Origin of the sequence: Pseudomonas sp. NPDC087342, assembly GCF_044744265.1 — a bacterium.
GTDB lineage: Bacteria > Pseudomonadota > Gammaproteobacteria > Pseudomonadales > Pseudomonadaceae > Aquipseudomonas > Aquipseudomonas nunensis.
The window spans coordinates 1008756-1031618 of record NZ_JBIUXZ010000001.1; the positions used below are offsets into that span (position 1 = coordinate 1008756).

At 60.0% G+C, this 22863-nt stretch carries 24 protein-coding genes; 15 read left to right on the top strand and 9 right to left on the bottom strand.

All coding sequences use genetic code 11. The features are described from left to right. Nucleotides 1-40: 40 nt before the first annotated feature. Nucleotides 41-1024: an MDR family oxidoreductase gene (locus ACIOYV_RS04585; RefSeq protein WP_401321225.1), complete on the bottom strand. Its 984-nt coding sequence runs from the start codon at nucleotides 1022-1024 to the stop codon at nucleotides 41-43. A gap of 178 nt (nucleotides 1025-1202) precedes the next feature. Between ACIOYV_RS04585 and ACIOYV_RS04590 the strand changes: the two genes are divergently transcribed. The 10 genes from ACIOYV_RS04590 (at nucleotide 1203) to ACIOYV_RS04635 (ending at nucleotide 10757) form a co-directional block, all read left to right on the top strand. Beyond that, nucleotides 1203-3659 carry an autotransporter gene (locus ACIOYV_RS04590; RefSeq protein WP_401321226.1) on the top strand — a complete coding sequence of 819 codons (2457 nt, stop codon included), beginning with the start codon at nucleotides 1203-1205 and terminating at the stop codon, nucleotides 3657-3659. Nucleotides 3660-3692: 33 nt separating this feature from the next. After that, a complete protein-coding gene (locus ACIOYV_RS04595; RefSeq protein WP_290023787.1) occupies nucleotides 3693-4286 on the top strand; it encodes a hypothetical protein in 594 nt (197 codons plus the stop codon). Between the two features lie 118 nt (nucleotides 4287-4404). After that, nucleotides 4405-5469 carry an NAD(P)H-dependent flavin oxidoreductase gene (locus ACIOYV_RS04600; RefSeq protein ID WP_401321229.1) on the top strand — a complete coding sequence of 355 codons (1065 nt, stop codon included), beginning with the start codon at nucleotides 4405-4407 and terminating at the stop codon, nucleotides 5467-5469. Nucleotides 5470-5748: 279 nt separating this feature from the next. Beyond that, on the top strand, nucleotides 5749-6516 hold the full coding sequence (modA, locus tag ACIOYV_RS04605; RefSeq protein ID WP_401321232.1) for a molybdate ABC transporter substrate-binding protein: 768 nt from the start codon (nucleotides 5749-5751) through the stop codon (nucleotides 6514-6516). Next, entirely contained in the window at nucleotides 6517-7197 is a 681-nt protein-coding gene (gene modB / locus ACIOYV_RS04610) for a molybdate ABC transporter permease subunit (RefSeq protein WP_163910289.1), read from the top strand. Nucleotides 7198-7200: 3 nt separating this feature from the next. Continuing rightward, nucleotides 7201-8280, top strand: coding sequence for a molybdenum ABC transporter ATP-binding protein (gene modC, locus ACIOYV_RS04615; RefSeq protein WP_401321235.1), 1080 nt, complete (start codon nucleotides 7201-7203; stop codon nucleotides 8278-8280). 75 nt (nucleotides 8281-8355) lie between these two features. Further along, nucleotides 8356-9393 carry a DNA topoisomerase IB gene (locus tag ACIOYV_RS04620; protein ID WP_265038710.1) on the top strand — a complete coding sequence of 346 codons (1038 nt, stop codon included), beginning with the start codon at nucleotides 8356-8358 and terminating at the stop codon, nucleotides 9391-9393. A gap of 207 nt (nucleotides 9394-9600) precedes the next feature. After that, nucleotides 9601-9822 (top strand): hypothetical protein, encoded by a 222-nt coding sequence (locus tag ACIOYV_RS04625; RefSeq protein ID WP_054050533.1) that lies wholly within the window; start codon nucleotides 9601-9603, stop codon nucleotides 9820-9822. A 129-nt stretch (nucleotides 9823-9951) separates the two neighbouring features. Continuing rightward, the gene (locus ACIOYV_RS04630) at nucleotides 9952-10182 is read left to right on the top strand and encodes a hypothetical protein (protein ID WP_054050531.1); all 231 of its coding nucleotides are present in this window, start codon (nucleotides 9952-9954) and stop codon (nucleotides 10180-10182) included. A gap of 290 nt (nucleotides 10183-10472) precedes the next feature. Continuing rightward, nucleotides 10473-10757, top strand: coding sequence for a hypothetical protein (locus tag ACIOYV_RS04635; protein ID WP_401321238.1), 285 nt, complete (start codon nucleotides 10473-10475; stop codon nucleotides 10755-10757). Between the two features lie 53 nt (nucleotides 10758-10810). On the opposite strand, the gene ACIOYV_RS04640 is transcribed toward ACIOYV_RS04635, so the two are convergent. Beyond that, nucleotides 10811-11029, bottom strand: coding sequence for a hypothetical protein (locus tag ACIOYV_RS04640; RefSeq protein ID WP_401321241.1), 219 nt, complete (start codon nucleotides 11027-11029; stop codon nucleotides 10811-10813). 370 nt (nucleotides 11030-11399) lie between these two features. Between ACIOYV_RS04640 and ACIOYV_RS04645 the strand changes: the two genes are divergently transcribed. After that, the gene (locus ACIOYV_RS04645) at nucleotides 11400-13337 is read left to right on the top strand and encodes an acyltransferase family protein (protein ID WP_401321243.1); all 1938 of its coding nucleotides are present in this window, start codon (nucleotides 11400-11402) and stop codon (nucleotides 13335-13337) included. A gap of 91 nt (nucleotides 13338-13428) precedes the next feature. On the opposite strand, the gene ACIOYV_RS04650 is transcribed toward ACIOYV_RS04645, so the two are convergent. The 6 genes from ACIOYV_RS04650 to ACIOYV_RS04675 all read right to left on the bottom strand — a co-directional run bounded on the left by ACIOYV_RS04650 (nucleotide 13429) and on the right by ACIOYV_RS04675 (nucleotide 18035). Beyond that, nucleotides 13429-13839 (bottom strand): heme-binding protein, encoded by a 411-nt coding sequence (locus ACIOYV_RS04650; RefSeq protein WP_401321245.1) that lies wholly within the window; start codon nucleotides 13837-13839, stop codon nucleotides 13429-13431. Nucleotides 13840-13905: 66 nt separating this feature from the next. Next, nucleotides 13906-14688 (bottom strand): ABC transporter substrate-binding protein, encoded by a 783-nt coding sequence (locus ACIOYV_RS04655; RefSeq protein ID WP_401321248.1) that lies wholly within the window; start codon nucleotides 14686-14688, stop codon nucleotides 13906-13908. A gap of 157 nt (nucleotides 14689-14845) precedes the next feature. Beyond that, complete coding sequence (locus ACIOYV_RS04660) at nucleotides 14846-15199, bottom strand: RidA family protein (protein WP_054046155.1); 354 nt, start codon at nucleotides 15197-15199, stop codon at nucleotides 14846-14848. Then, nucleotides 15196-16596, bottom strand: coding sequence for an FAD-dependent oxidoreductase (locus ACIOYV_RS04665; protein ID WP_401321251.1), 1401 nt, complete (start codon nucleotides 16594-16596; stop codon nucleotides 15196-15198). The genes ACIOYV_RS04660 and ACIOYV_RS04665 overlap by 4 nt, the downstream gene beginning before the upstream one ends. Further along, a complete protein-coding gene (locus ACIOYV_RS04670) occupies nucleotides 16589-16921 on the bottom strand; it encodes a (2Fe-2S)-binding protein (protein ID WP_401321254.1) in 333 nt (110 codons plus the stop codon). The genes ACIOYV_RS04665 and ACIOYV_RS04670 overlap by 8 nt, the downstream gene beginning before the upstream one ends. Beyond that, entirely contained in the window at nucleotides 16911-18035 is a 1125-nt protein-coding gene (locus ACIOYV_RS04675; RefSeq protein ID WP_163910069.1) for an FAD-binding oxidoreductase, read from the bottom strand. Before ACIOYV_RS04675 ends, ACIOYV_RS04670 begins: the two co-directional genes overlap by 11 nt. 166 nt (nucleotides 18036-18201) lie before the next feature. Between ACIOYV_RS04675 and ACIOYV_RS04680 the strand changes: the two genes are divergently transcribed. After that, nucleotides 18202-19107: a LysR substrate-binding domain-containing protein gene (locus tag ACIOYV_RS04680; protein ID WP_401321257.1), complete on the top strand. Its 906-nt coding sequence runs from the start codon at nucleotides 18202-18204 to the stop codon at nucleotides 19105-19107. Here the strand turns inward: ACIOYV_RS04680 and ACIOYV_RS04685 are convergent. Beyond that, nucleotides 19104-19889 carry a GntR family transcriptional regulator gene (locus ACIOYV_RS04685; RefSeq protein WP_401321260.1) on the bottom strand — a complete coding sequence of 262 codons (786 nt, stop codon included), beginning with the start codon at nucleotides 19887-19889 and terminating at the stop codon, nucleotides 19104-19106. The genes ACIOYV_RS04680 and ACIOYV_RS04685 overlap by 4 nt on opposite strands. Nucleotides 19890-20137: 248 nt before the next feature. On the opposite strand from ACIOYV_RS04685, the gene ACIOYV_RS04690 reads away from it, so the two are divergent. The 3 genes from ACIOYV_RS04690 to ACIOYV_RS04700 all read left to right on the top strand — a co-directional run bounded on the left by ACIOYV_RS04690 (nucleotide 20138) and on the right by ACIOYV_RS04700 (nucleotide 22840). Continuing rightward, the gene (locus ACIOYV_RS04690; RefSeq protein ID WP_290026241.1) at nucleotides 20138-21151 is read left to right on the top strand and encodes an SIS domain-containing protein; all 1014 of its coding nucleotides are present in this window, start codon (nucleotides 20138-20140) and stop codon (nucleotides 21149-21151) included. Between the two features lie 2 nt (nucleotides 21152-21153). After that, on the top strand, nucleotides 21154-22008 hold the full coding sequence (locus ACIOYV_RS04695; protein ID WP_401321263.1) for a PfkB family carbohydrate kinase: 855 nt from the start codon (nucleotides 21154-21156) through the stop codon (nucleotides 22006-22008). 61 nt (nucleotides 22009-22069) lie between these two features. Then, entirely contained in the window at nucleotides 22070-22840 is a 771-nt protein-coding gene (locus tag ACIOYV_RS04700) for an ABC transporter substrate-binding protein (RefSeq protein WP_265045681.1), read from the top strand. Nucleotides 22841-22863 lie beyond the last annotated feature (23 nt).

The following is a 22863-nucleotide window of genomic DNA, read 5'->3' on the forward strand; positions in this document are numbered from 1 at the left end:
CCGCCATCGCGGCCCTTTCGAGCCGCAACTACGCCGCCCTTCAGCGATTGACGTCGACCACAACCCTGCCCCGCAACTGACCCGCGAGCAAGCGCGGTGCGGCTTCGATGGCTTCGCTCAGGCCAATGTCGTGGCTGATCAGCGGCAGCAAGGCAAAGTCCAGATCCTCCGCGAGGCGATTCCAGGCCTGCACCCGCTTGGCTTTCGGCTGAGTCACGCTGTTGATCCCGGCGAGGGTCACACCGCGCAAAATGAACGGCGCAACGGAGGCCGGAAAGTCCATGCCTTGCGCCAGACCACACGCTGCGACCGTGCCGTTGGCCTTGGTGCTGGCGCAGGCGTTGGCCAAGGTGTGACTGCCGACCGAATCGATCACCGCCGCCCAACGTTCCTTGGCCAGCGGTTTGCCGGGTTCGGACAGCGTGGCGCGGTCGACGATATCGCTGGCGCCCAACTGTTTAAGGTAGTCGTGCTCCGAGGTGCGTCCGGTCGACGCCACCACCCGGTAACCGAGCTTGCTTAACAGTGCGATGGCAAAGCTGCCGACCCCACCGTTGGCGCCGGTCACCAATACTTCGCCCTGATCCGGCGTGACACCGTTGTGCTCAAGCGCGAGGATGCAGAGCATCGCCGTGTAACCGGCGGTGCCAATGGCCATGGCCTGCGCCGTCGTGAACGCCTTCGGCAGTGGAATCAGCCAGTCGCCATTGAGCCGCGCTTTCTGCGCCAGTCCGCCCCAATGCCCTTCGCCCACGCCCCAGCCATTAAGTACGACAAGGTCACCGACCTTGTAGTCCGGATGCCCGCTGACTTCGACGCTGCCTGCCAGATCGATCCCCGGCACCATGGGGAATTTTCGCACCACCGGGCTGCTGCCGGTGATCGCCAGGCCATCCTTGAAATTCAGCGTGCTGTACGCCACGCGTACCGTCACATCGCCTTCAGGCAGTTGATCGTCATTGATCTCTTGCAGTGTGGCCCGGTAACCGCTGTCGTCTTTGTCGATCAAAATGCCCTTGAACATTGCTCTCTCCCGATGGGTTCGCTGAGGTTGGTGACATTGAAATAACACAATGCAACACATTGCCGTACCCGACTTTCATCCAATCGCCAAATCCACCGAGCGTTTCCAACACCGGAGGCTATGCTTTTTTCGCGGCCTTGAATTACCTGAAAAAACCGCCCTGTCGATGGAGCTGACAATGCCTTGCCTTCGCTCGTTTACCGTTTTGCTGATGCTCTGTTTGCTGGCATTGAGTGGCGCCCAGGCTGCACAGCCGCAAGCATCGAAAGCCCCTGCGGCTCAGGCGGCAGCGAGCCCGAGCTGGCCGCAAGTCCTGACCGCCGGTGATACCAAACTGACGATCTATCAGCCGCAACTCGACAGTTGGGACGGTTATACCCTACAGGCCCGGGCGGCGGTCGAAGCCACCGGGGCCGATGGAAAATCCACTTATGGCATCGTCCAGTTCAGCGCCCATACCCTCGTGGATAAAGCCACGCGTTGGGTGGCGCTCGATCAATACACCCTGATCAAAGCAGATTTCCCGTCCAGTGCCGCGCAGTCCGACGTCTGGGTCGCCGCCCTGAAAAAAGACGCGGCGAACCGCAAGAAAACCATTTCCCTGGACCAGCTCGAAGCCGCCGTCGGCGTACTCGCGGCGGAACAGAAGTCCAGCAGCGATCCGATCGAAAACACCCCGCCGACCATCATCACCTCCGATGTCCCGGCGCTGCTGGTGTACATCGATGGCGAGCCGGCTTACCGGCCGGTGGACGGCACGGCGTTGCAACGGGTGATCAACACCCGTCCGTTACTGCTGAAGGATGCCCAGGGCAAACATTACCTGCATGTGTTCGACGGCTGGATGGCCGCCAATCAGCTCGACGGACCGTACGCAGCGCTTCCCTCGCCCTCCGCCGATCTGGAAAAAGCCAAAAAAGCCGCGATCCAGAGTCGTCAGGTTGATTTGCTGACCGGCCAGAGTGATCCGAAGGACAAAATTCCTACACTGGCCAAGCCACCCATCCCACAGATTCATATCGCGACGGCACCTACCGAGTTGATCGTCACCGATGGCGCGCCGCAATGGCAGCCGATCCAGAACACGCAATTGCTCTACGTGACCAACACCACCGGGCACATTTTCAAGGAAATCGGCGACCAGGACAGCTATGTGCTGATCTCCGGGCGCTGGTTCAAAGCGACGGACATGAAAGGCCCGTGGACCTTCGCCCCAGCGGACAAACTGCCGGCCGACTTCGCCAACATCCCGGATGACAGCGCCAAAGAGAACGTCAAGGCGTCGGTGGCCGGGACGCCCCAGGCCCGTGAAGCAGCGATTGCTGCGACGATCCCGCAGACCTCGGCCATCAAGAAGAGCCAGGTGAAAATGACCGCGCCGCAGTTCGACGGTCAACCGCAACTCAAGGCCATCAGCGGTACGCCGCTGCAATACGTGGTGAACACGCCGACGCCCATCATCATGGTCGATGCCAAGAGTTGGTATGCGGTGGAGAACGGGATCTGGTTCAACGCCACATCGGTCCAGGGCCCGTGGTCGGTCGCGACTTCGGTGCCGGCGGTGATTTACTCGATTCCGCCGAGCTCGCCGATGCACTACATCACCTACGTGAAAGTCTATGAGGCCAACGGCGATACAGTGGTCGTAGGGTATACGCCGGGGTATCAAGGCTCCACGGTGGACCCGGCCAGTGGCGTGGTGGTTTATGGCACCGGTTACCCATATACGCCGTGGGTCGGCACTGTCTGGTATGGCCCGCCAGTGACCTACGGTTTTGGCGTCGCGATTCGCTATACCCCGTGGACTGGCTGGACCTTCGGCTTCGGTTTTGGCTGGAGCTGGGGCGGCAGCACCGTGGCCATGGGCTGGGGCTGGGGCGCCTACCCCTGGTGGGGCAATTACGGTTGGGGTTACGCCTGGGGTCCGCACCTTTACCCGGCGCCGATGCCGTGGGGGGGCGCGGCCTACGGTTATCACGGCGGTGCGGTGGCTTGGGGTCCTGGCGGCTGGGCGGGCAGCACCGGCAACATCTATCGCCAATGGGGTGATCGTGCTTCGGTCAGCCGTTACGGCGCGGGCTACAACGCCTGGACCGGCAACCGCTGGGCCGGTCAGGTCGGTTCTTCCTACAACTCGCGCACCGGTATCGCCACGGCCGGGCAGCGCGGCGCGGTGCACAACGTCTACACCGGCAACTACGCTGCCGGGCGCAGCGGCGAGATCGTCGGGCCTGGCGGCGCAGCGATTGCCGGCGGCAAAGTCACAGCGGGCAACGTGCGCAACGGCACCCAGGTCACCGCCAATCGCGGCGCGGTCTACAACCCTAACACTGACAAAACCACTCAGTACGGCGCCATACGCGGACGCAACAGTGGCGCCGCCAAGGTGGGCGACAACGTCTACGCCGGGCATGACGGCAACGTCTACAAAAAGACTGACGACGGCTGGCAATCGATGGTCAAGGGCAACGCGACACGGGTCAATCCGACGAACAATACCCAGTTGCAGAATCTGAACCGCGAATCGGCGGCGCGCTCTTTCGGCAATGAACGCTTCAACAACTATCACAACTCCTCCCAGGTCATGAATCGCTCGTTTGGCGGAGGGGGTGGCGGCGGATTCCATCGCCGTTGAATGCCGTTTGAATGACCGCTTAAAGGGGCTGCCATGTTTCGTTTTATCAAAACCACCGTGGCCGGTGGGCTGCTGTTTATCCTGCCGTTGGTGCTGGTGTTTTTGCTGCTGGAAAAAGGCGTGCATCTGCTGCGCGAACCGATTCACAAACTGCTGCCGATGTTTGCCGAGTACAGCGTCGCCGGGGTGACACTGTTCACCCTCGTGGCATTGGTGGTGCTGGTGTTGATCTGTTTTTTCGCCGGGATTCTGGCCAAGACCCGGTTGGGCACCTCACTGTTCAATGCACTGGAAGACAACGTGCTCGGCAAAGTGCCGGGTTATGCCCTGCTCAAGGATGCGACAGCGCACCTCGCCGGCCTGGAAAATGTCGAGGGCGCGAAGGTCGGGTTGATCAATGAAGACGACGGCTGGTTGTTTTGCCTGGTGCTTGAACAGCAACAGGCGTGGTATTCGGTGTTTATCCTTGATGCAGGCCCGGCGGGCGGTACGTCGGGCGAAGTGCGCGTGGTCCCGGCCTCCCAGGTTCGCCTGACCGAACTGACGTGGGTGCAGGTGTTGGCCTGCGTCCGGCGTGGCGGTCACGGCGCGCTGGCACTCGCGGCCCCCTGGCTGCCAGAAGCATAAACACTAGCGTCGGTCCATTCTGAAAAACCGACCCGGACCGTTCAGAAAAACCGACTGGCCTGCCCTCCCCGTTGCTGATACAAAACGGGCAATACCGTCGATGTCGGAGAAGCTTCAAATGAGCCAATGGCCAGACACCCGCATTCTTGACTTGCTCGGGATCGAACTGCCGATCATCCAGGCGCCGATGGCTGGCGCCCACGATTCAGCCATGGTGATTGCGGCGAGCAACGCCGGCGGCCTGGGCTCATTGCCCGCCGCGCTGTTGAGCATCGAGCAGTTGCGCGAAGAGCTGAAGACCATCCGCCAGCACAGCCAGCGGCCGTTCAACGTCAATTTTTTCTGCCATCAACCGCCAGCGCCCGACGAGCAAAAGGCGCGGGACTGGAAGAATCTGCTGGAGCCGTACTACCGTGAACTGGGCGCTGATTTCGACGCGCCGACGCCGGTGTCCAATCGTGCGCCGTTCGACGAAGTTGCTTGCGCATTGATCGAAGAATTTCGCCCCGAAGTCGTGAGTTTCCACTTCGGCCTGCCGGAAAAATCCCTGCTGGATCGGGTGAAAGCTACCGGAGCGAAAATCCTGTCGTCGGCTACGACCGTTGATGAGGCGGTGTGGCTGGAGCAGCGCGGCTGCGACGCGATCATCGCCATGGGTTATGAGGCTGGTGGTCATCGCGGGATGTTTCTCAGCGCTGACTTGACCAGTCAGGTCGGCACTTTCGCGCTGGTGCCGCAAATCGTCGATGCCGTGAAAGTGCCGGTAATTGCTGCTGGCGGAATTACGGACGCGCGCGGAATTGCCGCCGCGTTTCACCTGGGTGCCTCGGCGGTGCAAGTGGGGACGGCGTATTTGTTTACGCCGGAAGCCAAGATCAGCGCGGCGCACCACAAGGCCTTGCGCACCGCCAAGGAAAGCGAAACCGCCGTCACTAATCTCTTCACCGGGCGCCCGGCGCGCGGACTGCTGAATCGGGTGATGCGTGAGATAGGGCCAATGAGCGACAAGGCCCCAGCCTTTCCTTTGGCTGGCGGTGCATTGATGCCATTGCGGGCCAAGGATCCGGCGGATTTTGCCAACCTTTGGGCCGGGCAGGCGTTCAGGTTGGGCGTTGAATTGCCCACGGCGGAGCTGACCCGGCGCTTGGCTGAAGAGGCTTTGGCCAAACTGACCCAGCGCTAACCTGAAAACACCATAAACCCCTGTGGGAGCGAGCCTGCTCGCGAAAGCGGATCAACATTCAATAGACATGTTGACTGATCCATCGCCTTCGCGAGCAGGCTCGCTCCCACAAGGGATAGCGGTACCCCTGCAATCCCAATCAATCCCGCGCAATACCAACAAGTTCCGTTTACAGGCATTTCGCTATATATTCCGATATATAGCGTTTCACCCCTCGCATCGGCGCAGTTCACCCCTATAAAAACTGCCCACTGCACTTGCCTACCACGGAGCCGTTCCATGACCATTCGTGCCTCTCGTTTTGCCCCTACTTGCCTGGCGAGCCTGCTCACTGTCTTCGCTTTAGGCTCGGCCCAGGCGGATGAAGTCCAAGTGGCTGTCGCCGCCAACTTCACCGCGCCGATCCAGGCGATCGCCGCCGATTTCGAAAAAGACACCGGGCATAAACTGGTAGCGGCCTATGGCGCGACCGGTCAGTTCTACACCCAGATCAAGAACGGCGCGCCGTTCGAAGTGTTCCTCTCGGCGGACGACACCACCCCGCAAAAACTCGAAACCGAAGGCGATACCGTCAAAGGCTCGCGCTTCACCTACGCCATCGGCACCCTCGCGCTGTGGTCGGCCAAGGAAGGTTATGTCGATGCCAAGGGCGAAGTACTCAAGAAAAACGAATACCAGCACCTTTCCATCGCCAACCCGAAAGCCGCACCGTATGGCTTGGCTGCCACACAGGTACTGGCCAAAGAAGGCCTGACCGACAAGGTCAAGGACAAGATCGTTGAAGGCCAGAACATCACCCAGGCCTACCAGTTCGTTTCCACCGGCAATGCCGAATTGGGCTTCGTAGCCTTGTCGCAGATCTACAAAGACGGCAAAGTCACCAGCGGTTCGGCCTGGATCGTTCCTGCGAGCCTGCACGACCCGATCAAACAAGACGCGGTGATCCTCAACAAAGGCAAAGACAACCCGGCCGCCAAGGCACTGGTTGAATACCTGAAAGGTCCGAAAGCCGCTGCCGTCATCAAGTCCTACGGTTACCAACTCTAAATGACGCTGACGAGTGCCGATTTTTCCGCCATCTGGCTGACCCTGAAACTGGCGTCCCTGACGACCGTCATCCTGTTGGTGATCGGCACTCCGATTGCATTATGGCTGTCGCGCACCCGCTCCTGGCTGCGCGGCCCGGTCGGGGCGATCGTTGCCTTGCCGCTGGTGTTGCCGCCCACGGTGATTGGCTTCTATTTATTACTGGCGCTCGGGCCTCACGGCTTCGTCGGCCAGTTCACCCAATCACTGGGATTCGGCACCCTCACCTTCAGTTTTGCGGGGTTGGTGATCGGCTCGGTGCTCTATTCGATGCCGTTCGTGGTGCAACCGCTGCAAAACGCTTTTTCCGCCATTGGCACCCGCCCCTTGGAAGTCGCCGCCACGTTGCGCGCCAATCCTTGGGACACTTTCTTTAGCGTGATCCTGCCACTGGCCCGCCCCGGTTTTATCACCGCCGCGATTCTCGGTTTCGCGCATACGGTCGGCGAGTTCGGCGTGGTGCTGATGATCGGTGGCAACATCCCGGACAAGACCCGCGTGGTGTCGGTGCAGATCTACGATCACGTCGAAGCCATGGAATATGCCCAGGCCCACTGGCTGGCTGGGGCAATGTTGGTGTTCTCTTTCCTGGTGTTGCTGGCGCTCTACTCCAGCCGTAAAACCAAAGCGGGCTGGAGCTGATCGATGATTCACACCCGTCTGAAACTGAGTTACTCGGGGTTCGCCCTCGATGTGGACCTGCAAATGCCCGGTCGTGGCGTCACTGCCTTGTTCGGCCACTCCGGCTCGGGCAAGACCACTTGCCTGCGCTGCATTGCCGGATTGGAGAAAGCCGACGAAGGCTTTATCCAGATCAACGATGAAGTCTGGCAGGACAGCAGCCGGAAGATTTTCGTCCCGCCGCACAAACGCGCTCTCGGATATGTGTTTCAAGAGGCCAGCCTGTTTCCGCATTTGTCGGTGCTGGCCAATCTGGAATTCGGCCTCAAACGCATTCCGAAACAGCAGCGCCGGGTCGATATGGCCCACGCCACCGAACTGCTGGGCATCGGCCATTTGCTCGACCGGCATCCGCAACACCTGTCCGGCGGCGAGCGCCAGCGCATCGGCATTGCCCGCGCGTTGCTCACCAGCCCGAAACTGTTGTTGATGGACGAACCGCTGGCGGCGCTGGATAGCCGGCGCAAAAACGAGATCCTGCCGTACCTGCAACGACTGCACGACGAGCTGGATATTCCAGTGCTGTACGTCAGTCATTCCCAAGATGAAGTGGCACGACTGGCCGACCATATTGTGCTGCTCAGCGACGGCCAGGCTCTGGCCAGCGGCCCGATCGGAGAAACCCTGGCCCGGCTCGACCTGCCGCTGGCGCTGGGCGACGACGCTGGCGTGGTGATTGAAGGACACGTCAGCGCCTACGACAGCGCTTATCAACTGCTGACCTTACAACTGCCGAATTCCGGCCTGAGCCTGCGCGTGCCCCATTCGCCGATGACTGAAGGCCAGGCCCTGCGCTGCAAAGTGCAGGCGCGAGACGTCAGTTTGAGCCTGCACAGCGTCGAGCAGAGCAGCATCCTCAATCGTCTGCCGGTGACGGTGATCAGTGAACTGGGCGCGGACAACGCCGCCCATGTGCTGATCCGACTCGACGCTGGCGGCACGCCGTTACTGGCACGAATCACCCGCTATTCCCGGGATCAACTGGGCATTCATCCTGGCCAGGCGTTATGGGCGCAGATTAAGGCAGTCGCTGTGCTGGCTTGAATCCGTTGGCACCACGGCAACAGCGCGCGGTCAATGGTTTTACAAGCCCTCTACTCGTTGCCAAGGACTACTGCCATGCCCGATACCGCGCTGATCGATGTGTTGCCGCCCGACCTGCATTACGTCGATGACACCCAGCCCGGCATTACCCGCAAGAAACTGCGCGGCAAGTTCTGTTATTTCGATCCGGCGGGCCAGCGCATCACCGATCCCGACGAAATCAAGCGCATCAACGCTCTTGCGGTGCCACCGGCCTACATCGACGTGTGGATCAGCGCCGACCCGCGCGGCCATCTGCAAGCCACCGGCCGCGATGCCCGGGGTCGCAAGCAATACCGTTATCACGCGCGCTGGCGCGAAGTACGCGATGCCGACAAGTACTCGCGATTGCGCGACTTCGGCCTTGCCCTGCCAAAACTGCGCAAGCAACTGGAAGCCCTGCTGGAGGCGCCGGGTTTCAGCCGCGACAAGGTCATGGCCACGGTCATCACCTTGCTCGACGCAACGCTGATCCGCGTCGGCAACACTCAATACGCTCGGGACAACCGTTCCTATGGCCTGACCACCCTGCGCAACCGACATGTCGAGGTGAATGGCAGCGCAATCCTGTTCCAGTTTCGCGGCAAGAGTGGCGTCGAACACCAGATCACCGTGAAAGACCGGCGCCTGGCGCGGATCATCAAGCGCTGCCTGGAAATCCCCGGGCAAAACCTGTTTCAGTACCTCGACGAAAACGGCGAGCGACACACCGTCACCTCCTCCGACGTCAACGCCTACCTGCAAACCCTCACCGGCGCCGATTTCACCGCCAAGGATTACCGCACCTGGGCCGGCAGCGCACTGGCGTTGGCGGTGTTGCGCGAACTGCAATGGGAGCCGGAATCCGACGCCAAGCGGCATGTGGTGGAAATGGTCAAGAACGTCGCCAAACAACTGGGCAACACCCCGGCGGTGTGCCGCAAGTGCTACATCCACCCGGCGGTGCTGGATGGATTCTTGCTGGGGGCGTTGGCCGAATTGCCGCGACCACGGGTGCGTAAAGGGCTCAGGGCTGAAGAAGTCGGGCTAGCGATCTTCTTGGAGAAGATGGTCGCTGCCGCCGAAAAATCCTGACCGCCGGCCGCAATGGCCTCCCACGACCCCGCGTTCCTCGCCGCGCTGGCACCGACCCACACGTTGAAATGGCGACCGCGGGGCTGGCAGCTTGAATCGGTCGGTGCTTGAACAGGCAACCAACCGACGAACTGACCTGTCTATTTTTTGCACGATCGCAAAGGGCTTCTATAGTTGATCTGAATACGAATCAGCTACGGTGGTGCCATGGAAGACATTTTCGTTGTGAAGCGTTGCAACAAAATCATCATTCATGGCCGCCGGGCCGGAGAAGTGAACCACGCGCCACCCGACGCCGCCGTCTGGTATCGCATCGCCGATACCCGCACCCGCGGCTTTATCGGTGACGGTTACGATCATGAAGAAGACGCCCGCCGTGAATGTCACCAACTCAACGCCCGCTCACAAGTGACAGCCCGGCAAAGCTGAATAACTCCAGGATTTTTTACCGGGGCTATACTGAAATCAGCTGAAGGACCAGCGACCCCATCGGCAGAGAGCTCGCATCAGCGGGCTTTTTGCTGCAACTGCCAGGTTTGCTTTAAATGGAGGTGTGTCATGTCCGAAAAAGAGTCCATCACCACCCTGCTTACCCTGCTTGATTCACGTCAGGCAAGACTCGCGGCCGCGTGCAAGGAGATTGCCGACTGGGTCGATCATCAAGGCGGGCATCCTACGGCCCTGAAAATTCGTGACCGGCTGAACGACATCGAGAAAGACGCACCGCTGATTCGCAGCACGCTGTCATCTCTGCGCCCTGTCGAACCACCGCTGCCCCGGTTCAGATAATCATTAAGGACAGGCCTGACTCAGGAAGCATGAACGGCGACTGCCTTGTCACCGAGACCCTGCCTGCCTGATAGCCTCCTGCCACACCCGCAACCCGGCCACGCGCTGGGCTTTTTTTTGCCCGATGGCTTTCACATCCTGTTCACAACCGACGCCCTACTGTGGACCCACTCCTTTGAAGAATCCCTTGGCCCGCCCGCATGCGGGCCTTTTTTTGCCCTGGATTCCACTAACGAACGCTGCCGACCGCTGGAGGTCAAACGATCACACGTCACAAAGGAGACGTCCCAATGGTCACTCACTTCAAAGTCAGCGGGCATCTGGCCTGCGGTCATACAGGCAGCAAACTGGTTTCGAGCAAAATACTCGCCCAGGTCAAATGCAGAAGTTGCCGCAACACCGATGCGTTCAAGGACGCACGAAAAGACGAACGCAATGCGGCACGGCGCGCGGCGCGCAAGGCCAAGGTCACTCATACCGCCAATGACTGGCGTGCCGAGTGGGTTCAGCGTCTGACCGCGATGGCCGGAATGCAACGTCTGCCACGCGGATTCAGAGGCCAGCCTTTCGTTTAGCTGACCCGCTGTACTCCAACCAGCGATCCGCAACGGTGTCCATCCTGGTCTATTCAGGCGACAGGCGTGACATCGGGCGGATCGCTACCATCGCGACTATTGATGAACGCGTTCCAGTGCACATAAGCATCGTGCTGGCGTTTGACGGCGTCTTCCCATATTGGCCCCGACACCGACCGGGATGAAATCAGCTCCATCATCTCCGTCGTTGCAGCGTCCAGATCCATCAGCAGCTCATGTGACTTGATCCTGAAATCATCGACAGATGTCATTGGGTCAACCCTCCCGTCTTGCCACGACTGAGAGCAAATGCTCCCGGATCAGTTGAGCGCGTAGTTCGGTGAATGATTCATAGATACCGATCACCGGTACAGCCCCCAAAAAAAGTGCTCCGGCAACAAACAAGGATTTACATCAGGTATCGCCAGCAACTGCTTGATATTAAAGTATGTCTGATGACGGACTCCAACTGACACGCCCTGATGCCTTCCTCAATCGACGCCGTTATTCCATTTTCAATTTTGCTTACCGTCAAATTTCCAACTACAAATGATATTGGAGGTTAACTACGTCCAAATCTTGACAGTTTCTGCCATGAGCCGGACACCCAATAGATGCAACAGCATAGGGATGGTCAGGCACATGGCTAAAGGAAAGTACCGCTCCGACATCGATGGACTGCGGGCTGTGGCGGTTATTGCGGTGCTTTTGCATCACATCAAAACCACCCTGCTACCTGGGGGTTTCGTAGGCGTTGATATCTTTTTTGTGATTTCCGGTTTTTTGATCACCTCCCAGGTGTTTTCCGAGGTCAAGCTCGGTGCTTTCTCGCTGAAGGGCTTTTATCAGCGACGCATCAATCGGATTGTTCCTGCGTTGGTAACGGTATTGCTGGCGACCGTGATTGTCGGGATCTTTATCCTTTCCCCGGTCGACCTGATCCGGCTTAACGTCAGCGCACTCCTGTCTTTGCTGGGCGTCTCGAACGTCTATATCTGGATGAAGTACGGCAACTACTTCGCCGCTGACGCCCATGAAGCGCCGCTGCTACATACTTGGTCGCTGGGCATTGAAGAACAGTTCTACCTGCTCTGGCCGTTGTTCATTGTGTTGCTCTATCGCTTCGCGCCGCGCTATGTATTGCCAATATTGGGCATTGGCGTGGTGGTTGCGGTAGGCGTTTCACAATACGCGACAGGCGTCTTCGCGACGGCCGCCTATTACCTGCTGCCTACGCGCTTTTTCGAATTGATGTTGGGTGGGTTGCTGGCGGTCTACCTGAATCAACCGCGCAACATCGGCAAGTTGACGGCCCACGGCGTCGCTGTGGCGGGCTTCCTGTTGATCGGTTTTTCGCTGTTCGGCCTGGACGCGGACTCTACCTTCCCCGGGCTTAACGCCCTGATCCCTTGCCTGGGAGCTGCGCTGTTGATCCTGGCCGGCAGCGGCGAGATGCGCTCGCGCTTGCTCACCAGCCGGCCCATGGTGTTCATCGGCTTGATTTCCTATTCGCTCTATTTGTGGCACTGGCCGCTGATTGCCTACCTGAATTACCTGGAGATCCCCATCAATTTGCCGGTCGGGGTGATGCTGATCGCGAGCTCGATCATCCTCGCGTGGCTATCCTGGCGCTATGTCGAGGTGCCGTTTCGGCGTGATGGGGCGACGTGGCACTTTTCCCGGGTGTTCACACGTCGATTCGCCTTTCCGGCATTGAGCCTGGCGGCGTTGGCGGTGCTGAGTCTGCATTTCAACGGATTCCCGCAACGTTTCAGTCCTGAAGTTTCAGTCCTTGAAGCGATGACCCTGCAAAAGCCGAGCGAGATTCGCAAGGGCTGCCACGTCACCAATGCCCTGTACAGCACTGAGCCCAATGACGCGTGTCGTTTGGGGGTCAAAAAACCCGAGCTGGACGGCATCATGATCGGTGATTCGTTTGCCAATCACTTCACCGGCATGGTCGATCTGCTGGCCAAGCCGAACAACCTGTCGATCATGGACTACACCATGGACTCGTGCCCGCCGATTGTCGGCTACACCATCGACATGTCGGCGGTCTATGCCGCCCATTGTGCAAAACGCAACGAACGGGTGTTCAGCCTGATCGAGCGCAACCATTACCGTTATGTAGTGCTGGCGGCGATCTGGCCCAGGGATGCGATTGCCCATGACATGGTCGAAGCGAGTATCAAGCGCGCAGTGGAGAACAGTGGCGAAGTCATCGTCATCCTGAGGAACCAACACATCGACAAAGCCGCCAGTTGCCCGATTCGTCACCTGATGTTCGGTACCAACCACGATTGCTCGGTTACCCAAAGTGCATTAGCGCCTTATTGGGCTGATATACGTGTGGAGTTCCCGCAGGTGCACTTCATCGATCCTAACCAGGTGATATGCCCGGAAGGCGTGTGCAGCCCGATTATCAACGGCCAACTGCTGTACCTGGATGATTCGCACTTGAATGAGGTGGGATCGCGCTTTATCGGCCGCACGCTGCTCGACCGAGGCTACTCGTTGCTGCACGATCCGGTGACTGCCCCGTCCGCCGGGGCGAAGTTTGATGCCGGCGCTCATCTTTAACGGCGGGAAACAAACAAGGATTTGCATCAGATTTCGATTGCAAGCTATTGATTTTATTTGACTTCAAAAGCCTGAATCAAACCAAAAGGATTTACATGGATGGCAGGGCATCAACCACTAACCGGGCCAGTTCGGCATCCTGTTCAGCCTTGACGCCGGACACACCAACTGCACCTATGCAGTGGCCCTCGTGCCAGATGGCAACGCCGCCCTCGAGCATGCCTTGCAAGTTCGGCGCACTTAAAAACGCCTGACGCCCGCCATTGATCATGTCTTCGTAAAACTTGCTGTCGCGACGGCCCAGCGCTGCAGTGCGGGCCTTTTCGGTGGCGATGTAGCCGGCGATCGGCGCCGCACCGTCCAGACGCAGCAGCCCCAGCGGATGCCCGCCGTCGTCGACGACTGCAATCGCCACGCCCCAGTTGCGCGCCTGTGCCAACTGTTTTGCCGTAGACAGCAGGTGTGAAACCTCTTGTTCACTGAGAAAAGCCTTGGTTTGCATCCCGCCTCCTGATCAAAAAGAACGGCACGCCGGCTCAAGCAAGCGTGCCGATAGAACACACGCGGCTTAATCGCCGTAGATGTCGAAGTCGAAATACTTCTGGCGAATTTTGTCGTAGGTGCCATCAGCCCGAATCGCCGCCAGGGCCTGGTTGAAACGGCCTGCCAGCGGATCGTTCTTGCGCACGGCAATGCCGATGCCTGTGCCGAAGAATAGCTCTTCAGTGAAGTTCGGGCCGACGAATTCGTAATCCTGCCCTTCCGGCCGCTTCAACAGGCTTTCGTCGATCACCACCGAACTGGCCATGGTTGCGTCGAGGCGCCCGCCCAGCAGGTCGAGGAAGATTTCGTTCTGCGAGCCGTAGCGCACCACTTCGGCACCCGCCGGGGCGAATTTCTCGGTGACGTATCGATCGAAGTTGGTCGCGCGCTGAACGCCAATGCGTTTGCCCTTGAGCTGCGCCGGAATGTCGACGATGCCGCTGCCTTTCTTGAACACCAGGCGCGCCGGAATTCGGTAGTAGCGATTGCTGAAGTCGACCGACTTGAGACGCTCCGGGGTCATCGACATCGAAGAAATCACCGCGTCGACTTTCTTCACCTTGAGCGCGGGAATCAGGCCGTCGAACTCTTGTTCCTTCCACTCGCACTGGACTTTCATTTGCGCGCACAAGGCCTGGCCGATGTCGTAGTCGAAACCGACAATCTGGTTATCGGGAGTCTTCGAAGCGAACGGCGGATAAGCCGCTTCTATGCCCAGGCGCAGCGGCTGCTCCGCCGCGTGCAGGTTGCCGGCCAATGCCAGCAGTGAGATGAGACCAGCCTTCAATAGCGTATTTTTTACGTTCATACATGGCTCCAGATGCGATGTTGTTTCGTTCGGGCGCTCCGCAAAGGAAGGCGTCCGTTATGGCAGCGGAAATGTGAACAGGCGGAGATGGCGGCTCTGATGGCCCCTATTCCGTTGTTGCGCCGTGTGGAACCGGCGCAACGGGGTCGGGCAACACTCAGACGGCGGCGGTGACGATCAACTCCAACAGGATCTGCGGATCATCGAACATCACCTGGGCGGTGGCGCGTGCCGGCGTTTGCGCGGCATCGACCCAGGCACTCCAGGTTTCATTCATGCCGGCGAAATCGGCACTCATGTCTTTCATCCAGATCTGCACACTGAGCAGCCGGCTCTTGTCACTGCCGGAGATTTCCAGCAACTCGTCGACCCGTTGCAGCACTTGGCGCGTCTGGCCACGGATGTCCTGGCTGCAATCGGCGGCGACGATGCCGCTCAGCCAGGCAACGCCGTTGTGCACGACGCTGCGGCTCAGGCGTGGGTTGCTTTCGATACGTTGGATAAGGCTCATACAGGCTCCTGGGTCAAAGGTGTCTCGGTTGATAGTTGGGCAAGGGTGATGGGTTTGAGCGGTGAGCGAATGCGGTAGTAGCCGACTTCTGTGGCAGAGACCTGGCGCTGCGCGGCAATGATTTCAGTGACGCTCAAGCCACACTGGCGGCCCTGACAAGGCCCCATGCCGCAGCGACCGAACGCCTTGGTCTGATTGGGCCCCAGGCACCCCAGCTCGACGTACTGGCGAATCGAACCGGCGCTGACTTCTTCGCAGCGACAGACAATCACCTCGTCGGCGGGTATGCGGTTTTGTTGCTGCGGGCGGTACAACGCATCGATCAGTGGCCGCGCGGCAAGCTGGCGACGCAACGCCTTGCGATACGGCGCGGCGAATCGTTGCGCCTGTTGCGCATCGAGCTTTCCCGAGCGGGCGGCAATCACCAGCCCGACCAGACGGCCTTCGAGCCGCGCCACGTGCGCCCCGCCGATTGCCCCGCCATCACCGGCGATGTAAATGCCCGGCAGGCTGGTTTCACCTTGGCTGTCACGGCGCGCGATCCAGCACAACTGCTGTTCGCTCCAGTCGTGTTCCAGGCGCAACGACCAGCTGATCTGTGTGTTGGGCACCACGCCTTGATGCAGCAGGATCAACGAAGCGCGAAGGGTCCTGTCTCGGCCGTCGCTGACGAAGCTCAAGGCGCTGGCGTGCGCCTGTCCTTCGATACGCAAATCCCGCGCATCGCGAAAATGCCTGACGCCGGCGCGCTTCAGTTCGACCAGCAGTTGCAGGCCCTTGAGCAAATCGCGCCAGCCGCGCAAGGCGCTTGGGATGTTGCGCCAGGCGCGCAGCAGATCGTTGCGGCCACTGGTGTCCACCAGCGCTTCAATCGCAACCCCGGCACGCAGGTATTGCACCGCCAGCAGGTACAGCAACGGTCCGCAACCAGCGAGTACCACGGGGCCTTGCGGCACCAGTGCGGCATTTTTCAGCAAGATCTGCCCGGCACCGGCGGTCATCACGCCCGGCAAGGTCCAGCCTGGAATCGGCATGGGTCGCTCGAACGCCCCGGTGGCGATCAACACATGCCGCCCCTGGAGGATTTGCGCCCGCCCCTCGATCAGGAAATGCACCTGACGCTGCGGTGTCACCTGCCAGATCGCCGCGTTGGGCAGGTATCGGGCGGCGCATTGCAGAAACTTCGCAACCAGTGGCGCGCCCGCTTCGTAGTCGCGCCCCAATAGCTGGCGGCTGCGCGCGTCGGCCTGCTGGATGTTGCGATAGATCTGCCCTCCCGGGCTGCCCTGCTCATCCAGCACCACCACCGAAAGCCCCCGTTCCGTAGCCTCAAGGGCGGCACTCATGCCGGCCGGGCCAGCGCCGATCACGATGAGATCGACCGTTTGCTCATTCATCAGCCACCTCCTCATCTCCCCCCAGCACATCGCGAGCGCCACGCTGACGCTGCACTCGCATGCCCGCTCGAACCGGCAGCAAACAGGCCTGGCAGTTGGCTTGCCCATCGACCTCGACCAGGCATTCGAAGCACACCCCCATCATGCAAAAGGGCGCGCCGGGCCGGCCGTTGACCGCGCTTTCACGGGTATGAGTGACGCCGCTGCCGAGCAATGCCGCGGCCAGTGACACGCCGGCCGGCACTGACAATGGCGCGCCTTCGAATTCGATCTGCACGGTGTTTTGCCCAGGGCCGATCGACCGAAACAACGAATCAACCGACATGGCGCACCTCGCTTTTGTGGTGAAAGCGCCCAAGGCCGAACGCCGCTACTGCCGGATCGTCGAACTCGCCGTCGATCCACGGCGCCAGGCGCAAGGCGTGAATCGCCGCCAGGGTCACGCCGCTGTGGCAACTGACCACTACGGCCCCCGGACACGTCTGGGAGGCTTCGTAAATGGGATAGCCATCGGCGCTCATCACCCGCAGCGCGCCCCAGGCCCGGACCAGGCGCACTTGCCCCAACCGGGGGAAACAGCGCACCGCGCGCGCGGCGATCGTTGCCATCACTTCGCTGCCGGTGCCGTCATCGAGCCCGGCGGACTCATGCGAGTCGCCCAACTGCACGGTGCCTTCGTCGGTCTGGCGTATGTAGGTGGTGGGGTAATGCAGAAAAGGTTTGAGGCGCTCGGTGACCAGGATCTGCCCACGGTTGGGACTCACGGGCACGTCGATCCCCAACTGAGCGCCCAGCTCACGATTGCCGAGCCCGGCGGCCAGGATTACCCGCCCGGCATACCAGCGTTGTTCACCGGCCTGCAGCTCGAAGCCCGAGGCTCGCTGGCCGATGGCGCTGACCCGATGACCATTGATGATCCTGACTCCACGCGCCCGGCAGGCGGCGTACAGCGAACGCAGCAGCTTGAGCGGATTGACGTGCCCGTCCATGGGCGAATAGCAGGCACCCACGACCGTCGGTCCCACGCCCGGCAGACGCGCCTTCAGTTGTTCGCCATCCAGCAACTCGAAGGGATAATCGCCCTGCATGGCATCGCGCAGCCAGAGCAGCCGACGGCTTTCCTCGGCCATTTCCTCGTCACTCAAACACAGCTGGAAACCGCCCGGCTGACGCAGATGAAGGTCGATGCCAGTATCGGCCTGCAACGAGGCCGCCAAGCGTGGCCACAGCGCCACCGCTTCACGCGTCCATTGCGCATAGGCACTCATCCCGTATCCCTTGCCCTGCACCCACAGCAGACCGAAGTTGCCACGGGCCGCGCGCAAGGCATCATCGCCTTCGTCCAGTACGCTGACCTGGCGCCCCATCAAGGCCAGCCCATAAGCAATGGACAGCCCGACCAAACCACCGCCGACGATCATGACATCAGTTTTTTGCATGAGCTTCACTGTCGCCCTTTCAACGCCAGGAAATCAGCCCAGGCGCAGGCATTACGCCTGGATAATCTTGATAGGGACGATGCTAAACAGCAGACAAGCGCTTGAAAAATGCTTTATTTTGGCAAGGCCATGTCTTTTTGTTATGGCTTTTCTGAAGGACATCACCATGAATCTTCGCCAGCTGGAAGCCTTCCGCGCGGTCATCCTCGGCCAGACCGTCACCCGTGCTGCCGAGATGCTGCACATTTCGCAACCGGCGGCGACGCGCCTGATTGCCAGCCTCGAGGAGGACATCGGCTTTGATTTGTTTGTCCGCGCCAAGGGCCGATTGCAACCCACTGCCGAGGCGATGACGCTGTATCAGGAAGTGCAACGCTCACTGCTCGGGGTGGAGCGCATTGCCCGAGCGGCACAAGACATCCGCAGCTTGAAACGCGGCTCACTGCACATCGCTTGCGCACCGGCCATGGGCCTGTCATTCCTGCCGCGAGCCATCGCCGCGTTCATGGCTGAACATGATCAAGTGCAGATCTCGCTGGTGGTGCATTCATCGCGCGAGATCGTTGATCTGGTGGTCGGTCAGCGCTGCGATCTGGGCATCATCGTACTGCCCAACACCTACCCGAGCCCGCGCGCGGAAAATCTGCTGGCAACACGAATGCTCTGTGCACTGCCGGCCAATCATCGCTTACAGGACAAGGCCACCATCCGCCCGGAGGATCTGCAAGGCGAGGCGTTTATTTCGTATCCACAATCCATCGGCTCGCGCCAACACATCGACTCCATATTTGCCGCTCACGGGGTCGAGCGTGAACTGCGCCTGGAGACCCAACTGTCGCTACCGATGTGCATGTTCGTCGAACAAGGATTGGGGATAGCGCTGGTCGATGCCATCAGCGCGGTCGAGCACCGGGGCAATGGCGTCGTGTTCAGAGCGTTCGAGCCGGCCATCGAGATGGATTTCAACATGCTGTTGCCGGTTCAAGGACCGGCGTCGAAACTGCAAATCAGCTTTCTCGAACACATGCAGCACTTCATCGCTCGGGAGGTGCCAGCGGATTACCGGTTTTAGACGCGAAAGCTGTTGACCCGACTGTCTGCCAGTTTGAACACCACACGCTGCGGGTGGTTGATCGAGACCAGATACTCCACCGGCTGGCCTTGGGTGTCGAAAATCACGCCGCGATACACCAACGCGGCCGTCCCGGGATCGACCTCCAGCAGACGCGCCTCCTGGTCATTCATCGTGGCAATGCTTAACGTCCCCTCATCGCTGTCTATTTCAATCTGATAGCGCGACAGCAACAACGCATACAACGAGCCGCCCTCGATCAAATCCCCCGCCACCAGTTCCGGCACCCGGGCCGCAGGAATGTAACTGGTCTCGATGCAGAACGGCTTTTGGTCCACGGTGCGCAGACGCCTGATGGTCAGCAACACATCACCTTCCTGAATCTTCAGCAGTTTGGCGACGCGGACGCTGGCCTGGGTTTGTTCGAAATAGAGCAATTTGCTGCCGGACCGGGCTCCAGCTTGTTCAACCACTTCGGCGATGCCTTTACGCGCCACCGTATTAAGCGGCCGTTCGACGCCCGGAGCGGTCACGAAGGTTCCACGATTGCCACGGCGCTCCAGGACCCCGCGATCGATCAGTGTTTGCAGCGCCTTGCGCAAGGTCATCCGGCTGATCCCCAGATGTTCGGCCAGGTCCCTTTCTGCCGGGATTCGCTCAGCCGGTCCGAACTCCGGACGCTCGAGCATTTCAAGCAACGCCTGGACCGCCTGCCAGGCCACCTGTTTGCGCTGGGGCGCGGGAAACGCCACGTCGGAGGGTTTTTCGCTGGTCACTTTCATGGTCTACATCCTGGAATATTTTTCTGGCGATCCACTGCGACTGTAAAAACCGAAAACCGACGCAAACCCGCCAACTGGGCTATGACAAAGAATACCCGGTTCAGCAAAACCCTGGAAACCGCGTATTTGGCCCATTAGACCACGGGCAAAAATCCTTGTAATGGTATTTTTCATGGTATAGCTTTTGGTCTAAATGGTGGTCATGAACAGCAACATGCACCGCCTTGACAAGGCACCCAGGAGTCCACATGGCGATCCAGTTCAACCGAGAAGGCTTCATCGCTTCCTTGCAGCAATCCGTTCAAATCGTCGACGACGCCCAGCAGTTTGGCCAAGAGCTGGCAACGCGGATTGACCGCATCTATTTCGTCAGCTGCGGCGCTCCCAACCGCATCATGCTTGGCCTGCAGTACTGGCTTGAGCGCTACAGCCATTCACTGGAAGTGCGCCGTTACTTCCCGGCCGATTTCATGGACATCGACCCGCCGCGCCTGGATGAGCGCACCCTCGTTGTGCTCGCGTCCAAATCCGGAACGACCCAGGAAACCATCGCCGCTGCACGCTTCCTGCAAGACAAACCATGCCTCACAGTGGGCGTGACACAAACTGCCGAGTTGCCGCTGGCCCAAGCCGTTCAACATTGCTTCCTGCTGGGCCGCACGGACGAGGCGTACTTCGGCTGCTTCATGATCCTTCAGGCGTTGATCGGCGGTATTTTGGCCAAACGCGAAGGCTGGCCGCTGTTGGATAAGCTCACTCGCTCGCTCAAGGCGCTGCCGCAAGCGCTGGCCTATGCGGCGATCAACAACGACCAACGGGCGACCGAAGAGGCGCGTCTCTATAAAGATGATCGCGTCATGTACTTCCTCGCGTCGGGCCCGATGTTCACCACCGCCTATGTGTTCGGCGTGTGCGTGGTGATGGAAAGCCAATGGCTGCACTGCCTGCCGGTGGAGGCCGCGGAGTTTTTCCATGGTCCGTTCGAAGCCATCGATGCCTCCACCCCGCTGCTTCTGCTGGTCGGCGAAGACCCGAGCCGAGCGCAGATGGAACGGGTTGTGAGTTTCTGCCAGCGGTATACCGAACGGGTCATGGTCTACGACTCAAAAGATTTTCCAATGGAAGGGATCGACCCGGAGATCCGCGCAATTGTTGCGCCCTACATCGTCGGCATCGCCGCTGAACGCATCGCGGCTCATCTGGCGGTCTGGCATCAGCAACCGCTGACGACTCGCCGCTACATGTGGAAAACGGAGTATTGAGCATGGCCAGCCTGATCGCGGTCGGCGACAACACGATGGATGTGTACCTGGACCGGAACATCGGATACCCGGGCGGCAATGCGCTCAACGTTGCGGTATTCGTTTCCCGGCTGGGCACTCGCAGCGCCTACCTGGGCTGCGTGGGCGATGACCGCTATGGCCAGCACCTGCTCGATTGCCTGCAACAAGAAGACGTCGATGCATCCCGTTGCCGAACGCTGCCGGGCGCCAATGGTTGGGCGTGTGTCGACAACATCGACGGCGAGCGCGTGTTTCTCGGCAGCGACCCTGGTGTTTGCCGTCAACTGCGACTGAACGCCGAGGATTTGGCCTATATCTCGACGTTCCCGCTGGCACACAGCAGCCTCTACAGCGGCCTCGAAAACCAACTGGCGCAGATTCGGCACGCCAGCGGTTGCCTGTCCTTCGACTTCTCGGACAACTGGGTCGAATTCGACTGGCCGGCCTTGATCAAGCATGTCGATATCGCCTTTTTCTCGGCGGCCGATCTGTCTTCGCGAGAAGCCTATGAACTGGCGCACTCGATGCGGGCGATGGGCCCCTCGATTGTGGTCATCACTCGCGGTGCGCTGGGCGCCCTCGCGGTCGATGTCCACGGCATTCATGAACAGCCAAGCCTGCCCTGCACGGTTGTCGACAGCATGGGCGCCGGTGACGGCTTCATCGCCGCGTTTCTGCTGGCGTGGCAAGCCCGGCACAGCCTCGCCGACTGCCTTTTACGTGGCGTCGATTATGCCGGCCAGGTGTGTGGCTGGTCGGGTGGTTTCGGCCATGGGCAAGCCCTGGACGCCGAACGTTCCGAGCATCTGAAACAAGCCTTGAACATTCGAGGCTGATCCGTGCTGCCCCGGGCCAATCCCGAGGCGGCTCAACCAACCTGTCGTGGATACCCTGTCGATGAAAAAATATCTGATCGGTTTGATGCTCGTGACCAGCCCGCTGATGAGCTGGGGCGCCAGCGAAGAGCTGCGCTTCGGGGTCGACCCCACCTATCCACCGTTTGAGTCCAAGCGGCCGGACGGCTCGCTGACAGGTTTCGATATCGAGTTGGGCGAAAGCCTGTGCACCGAGTTGAAACGTCGTTGCGTCTGGGTAGAAAACGCCTTCGACGGGATGGTCTCAGCCCTTAAAGGCAAAAAATTCGACGGCATCCTGTCTGCCTTGTCGATCACCGAAGAACGCAAAACCGAAATTGCCTTTTCCAACACGCTGTATGACACCCCGGCTCGTCTGGTGGCACCTGAGGGCAGTACCTTGCAACCGAACGCCGAATCCTTGCGCGGCAAGCGTATCGGCGTGCAGCAAGGCAGCGTGTTCGAGGTCTATGCCAAGCGGATGTGGGGTTTGAAAGGCGTGGAAGTGGTGCCGTATCAAAGCAGTGATTTGACCTACTCGGACTTGATCAACGGTCGGCTCGATGCAGCGTTCGACGATGCCATCGCGGTCTCCGAAGGTCTGCTGAAGAAGCCGATGGGCAAAGGCTTCGGCTACGCCGGCGAGGTGGTTAAATCCCCTGAAATCTTCGGGCCGGGAACCGGGATCGGCTTGCGCAAAAGCGATACCGCGCTGGCTGGCGACATCAATCAGGCGCTCGAACGAATCCACCAGAACGGCACCTACGAACGCATCGCCAAAAAGTACTTCGACTTCGACATCTCGCCTAAATAAACCACCATCGCGGAGCCTGGAAC

Excerpts from the sequence above, each read along its gene's own strand:
- ACIOYV_RS04585 (WP_401321225.1), bottom strand. The coding sequence starts at position 1,024 with ATGTTCAAGGGCATTTTGATCGACAAAGACGACAGCGGTTACCGGGCC.
- ACIOYV_RS04590 (WP_401321226.1), top strand. The coding sequence starts at position 1,203 with ATGCCTTGCCTTCGCTCGTTTACCGTTTTGCTGATGCTCTGTTTGCTG.
- ACIOYV_RS04595 (WP_290023787.1), top strand. The coding sequence starts at position 3,693 with ATGTTTCGTTTTATCAAAACCACCGTGGCCGGTGGGCTGCTGTTTATC.
- ACIOYV_RS04600 (WP_401321229.1), top strand. The coding sequence starts at position 4,405 with ATGAGCCAATGGCCAGACACCCGCATTCTTGACTTGCTCGGGATCGAA.
- modA (WP_401321232.1), top strand. The coding sequence starts at position 5,749 with ATGACCATTCGTGCCTCTCGTTTTGCCCCTACTTGCCTGGCGAGCCTG.
- modB (WP_163910289.1), top strand. The coding sequence starts at position 6,517 with ATGACGCTGACGAGTGCCGATTTTTCCGCCATCTGGCTGACCCTGAAA.
- modC (WP_401321235.1), top strand. The coding sequence starts at position 7,201 with ATGATTCACACCCGTCTGAAACTGAGTTACTCGGGGTTCGCCCTCGAT.
- ACIOYV_RS04620 (WP_265038710.1), top strand. The coding sequence starts at position 8,356 with ATGCCCGATACCGCGCTGATCGATGTGTTGCCGCCCGACCTGCATTAC.
- ACIOYV_RS04625 (WP_054050533.1), top strand. The coding sequence starts at position 9,601 with ATGGAAGACATTTTCGTTGTGAAGCGTTGCAACAAAATCATCATTCAT.
- ACIOYV_RS04630 (WP_054050531.1), top strand. The coding sequence starts at position 9,952 with ATGTCCGAAAAAGAGTCCATCACCACCCTGCTTACCCTGCTTGATTCA.
- ACIOYV_RS04635 (WP_401321238.1), top strand. The coding sequence starts at position 10,473 with ATGGTCACTCACTTCAAAGTCAGCGGGCATCTGGCCTGCGGTCATACA.
- ACIOYV_RS04640 (WP_401321241.1), bottom strand. The coding sequence starts at position 11,029 with ATGACATCTGTCGATGATTTCAGGATCAAGTCACATGAGCTGCTGATG.
- ACIOYV_RS04645 (WP_401321243.1), top strand. The coding sequence starts at position 11,400 with ATGGCTAAAGGAAAGTACCGCTCCGACATCGATGGACTGCGGGCTGTG.
- ACIOYV_RS04650 (WP_401321245.1), bottom strand. The coding sequence starts at position 13,839 with ATGCAAACCAAGGCTTTTCTCAGTGAACAAGAGGTTTCACACCTGCTG.
- ACIOYV_RS04655 (WP_401321248.1), bottom strand. The coding sequence starts at position 14,688 with ATGAACGTAAAAAATACGCTATTGAAGGCTGGTCTCATCTCACTGCTG.
- ACIOYV_RS04660 (WP_054046155.1), bottom strand. The coding sequence starts at position 15,199 with ATGAGCCTTATCCAACGTATCGAAAGCAACCCACGCCTGAGCCGCAGC.
- ACIOYV_RS04665 (WP_401321251.1), bottom strand. The coding sequence starts at position 16,596 with ATGAATGAGCAAACGGTCGATCTCATCGTGATCGGCGCTGGCCCGGCC.
- ACIOYV_RS04670 (WP_401321254.1), bottom strand. The coding sequence starts at position 16,921 with ATGTCGGTTGATTCGTTGTTTCGGTCGATCGGCCCTGGGCAAAACACC.
- ACIOYV_RS04675 (WP_163910069.1), bottom strand. The coding sequence starts at position 18,035 with ATGCAAAAAACTGATGTCATGATCGTCGGCGGTGGTTTGGTCGGGCTG.
- ACIOYV_RS04680 (WP_401321257.1), top strand. The coding sequence starts at position 18,202 with ATGAATCTTCGCCAGCTGGAAGCCTTCCGCGCGGTCATCCTCGGCCAG.
- ACIOYV_RS04685 (WP_401321260.1), bottom strand. The coding sequence starts at position 19,889 with ATGAAAGTGACCAGCGAAAAACCCTCCGACGTGGCGTTTCCCGCGCCC.
- ACIOYV_RS04690 (WP_290026241.1), top strand. The coding sequence starts at position 20,138 with ATGGCGATCCAGTTCAACCGAGAAGGCTTCATCGCTTCCTTGCAGCAA.
- ACIOYV_RS04695 (WP_401321263.1), top strand. The coding sequence starts at position 21,154 with ATGGCCAGCCTGATCGCGGTCGGCGACAACACGATGGATGTGTACCTG.
- ACIOYV_RS04700 (WP_265045681.1), top strand. The coding sequence starts at position 22,070 with ATGAAAAAATATCTGATCGGTTTGATGCTCGTGACCAGCCCGCTGATG.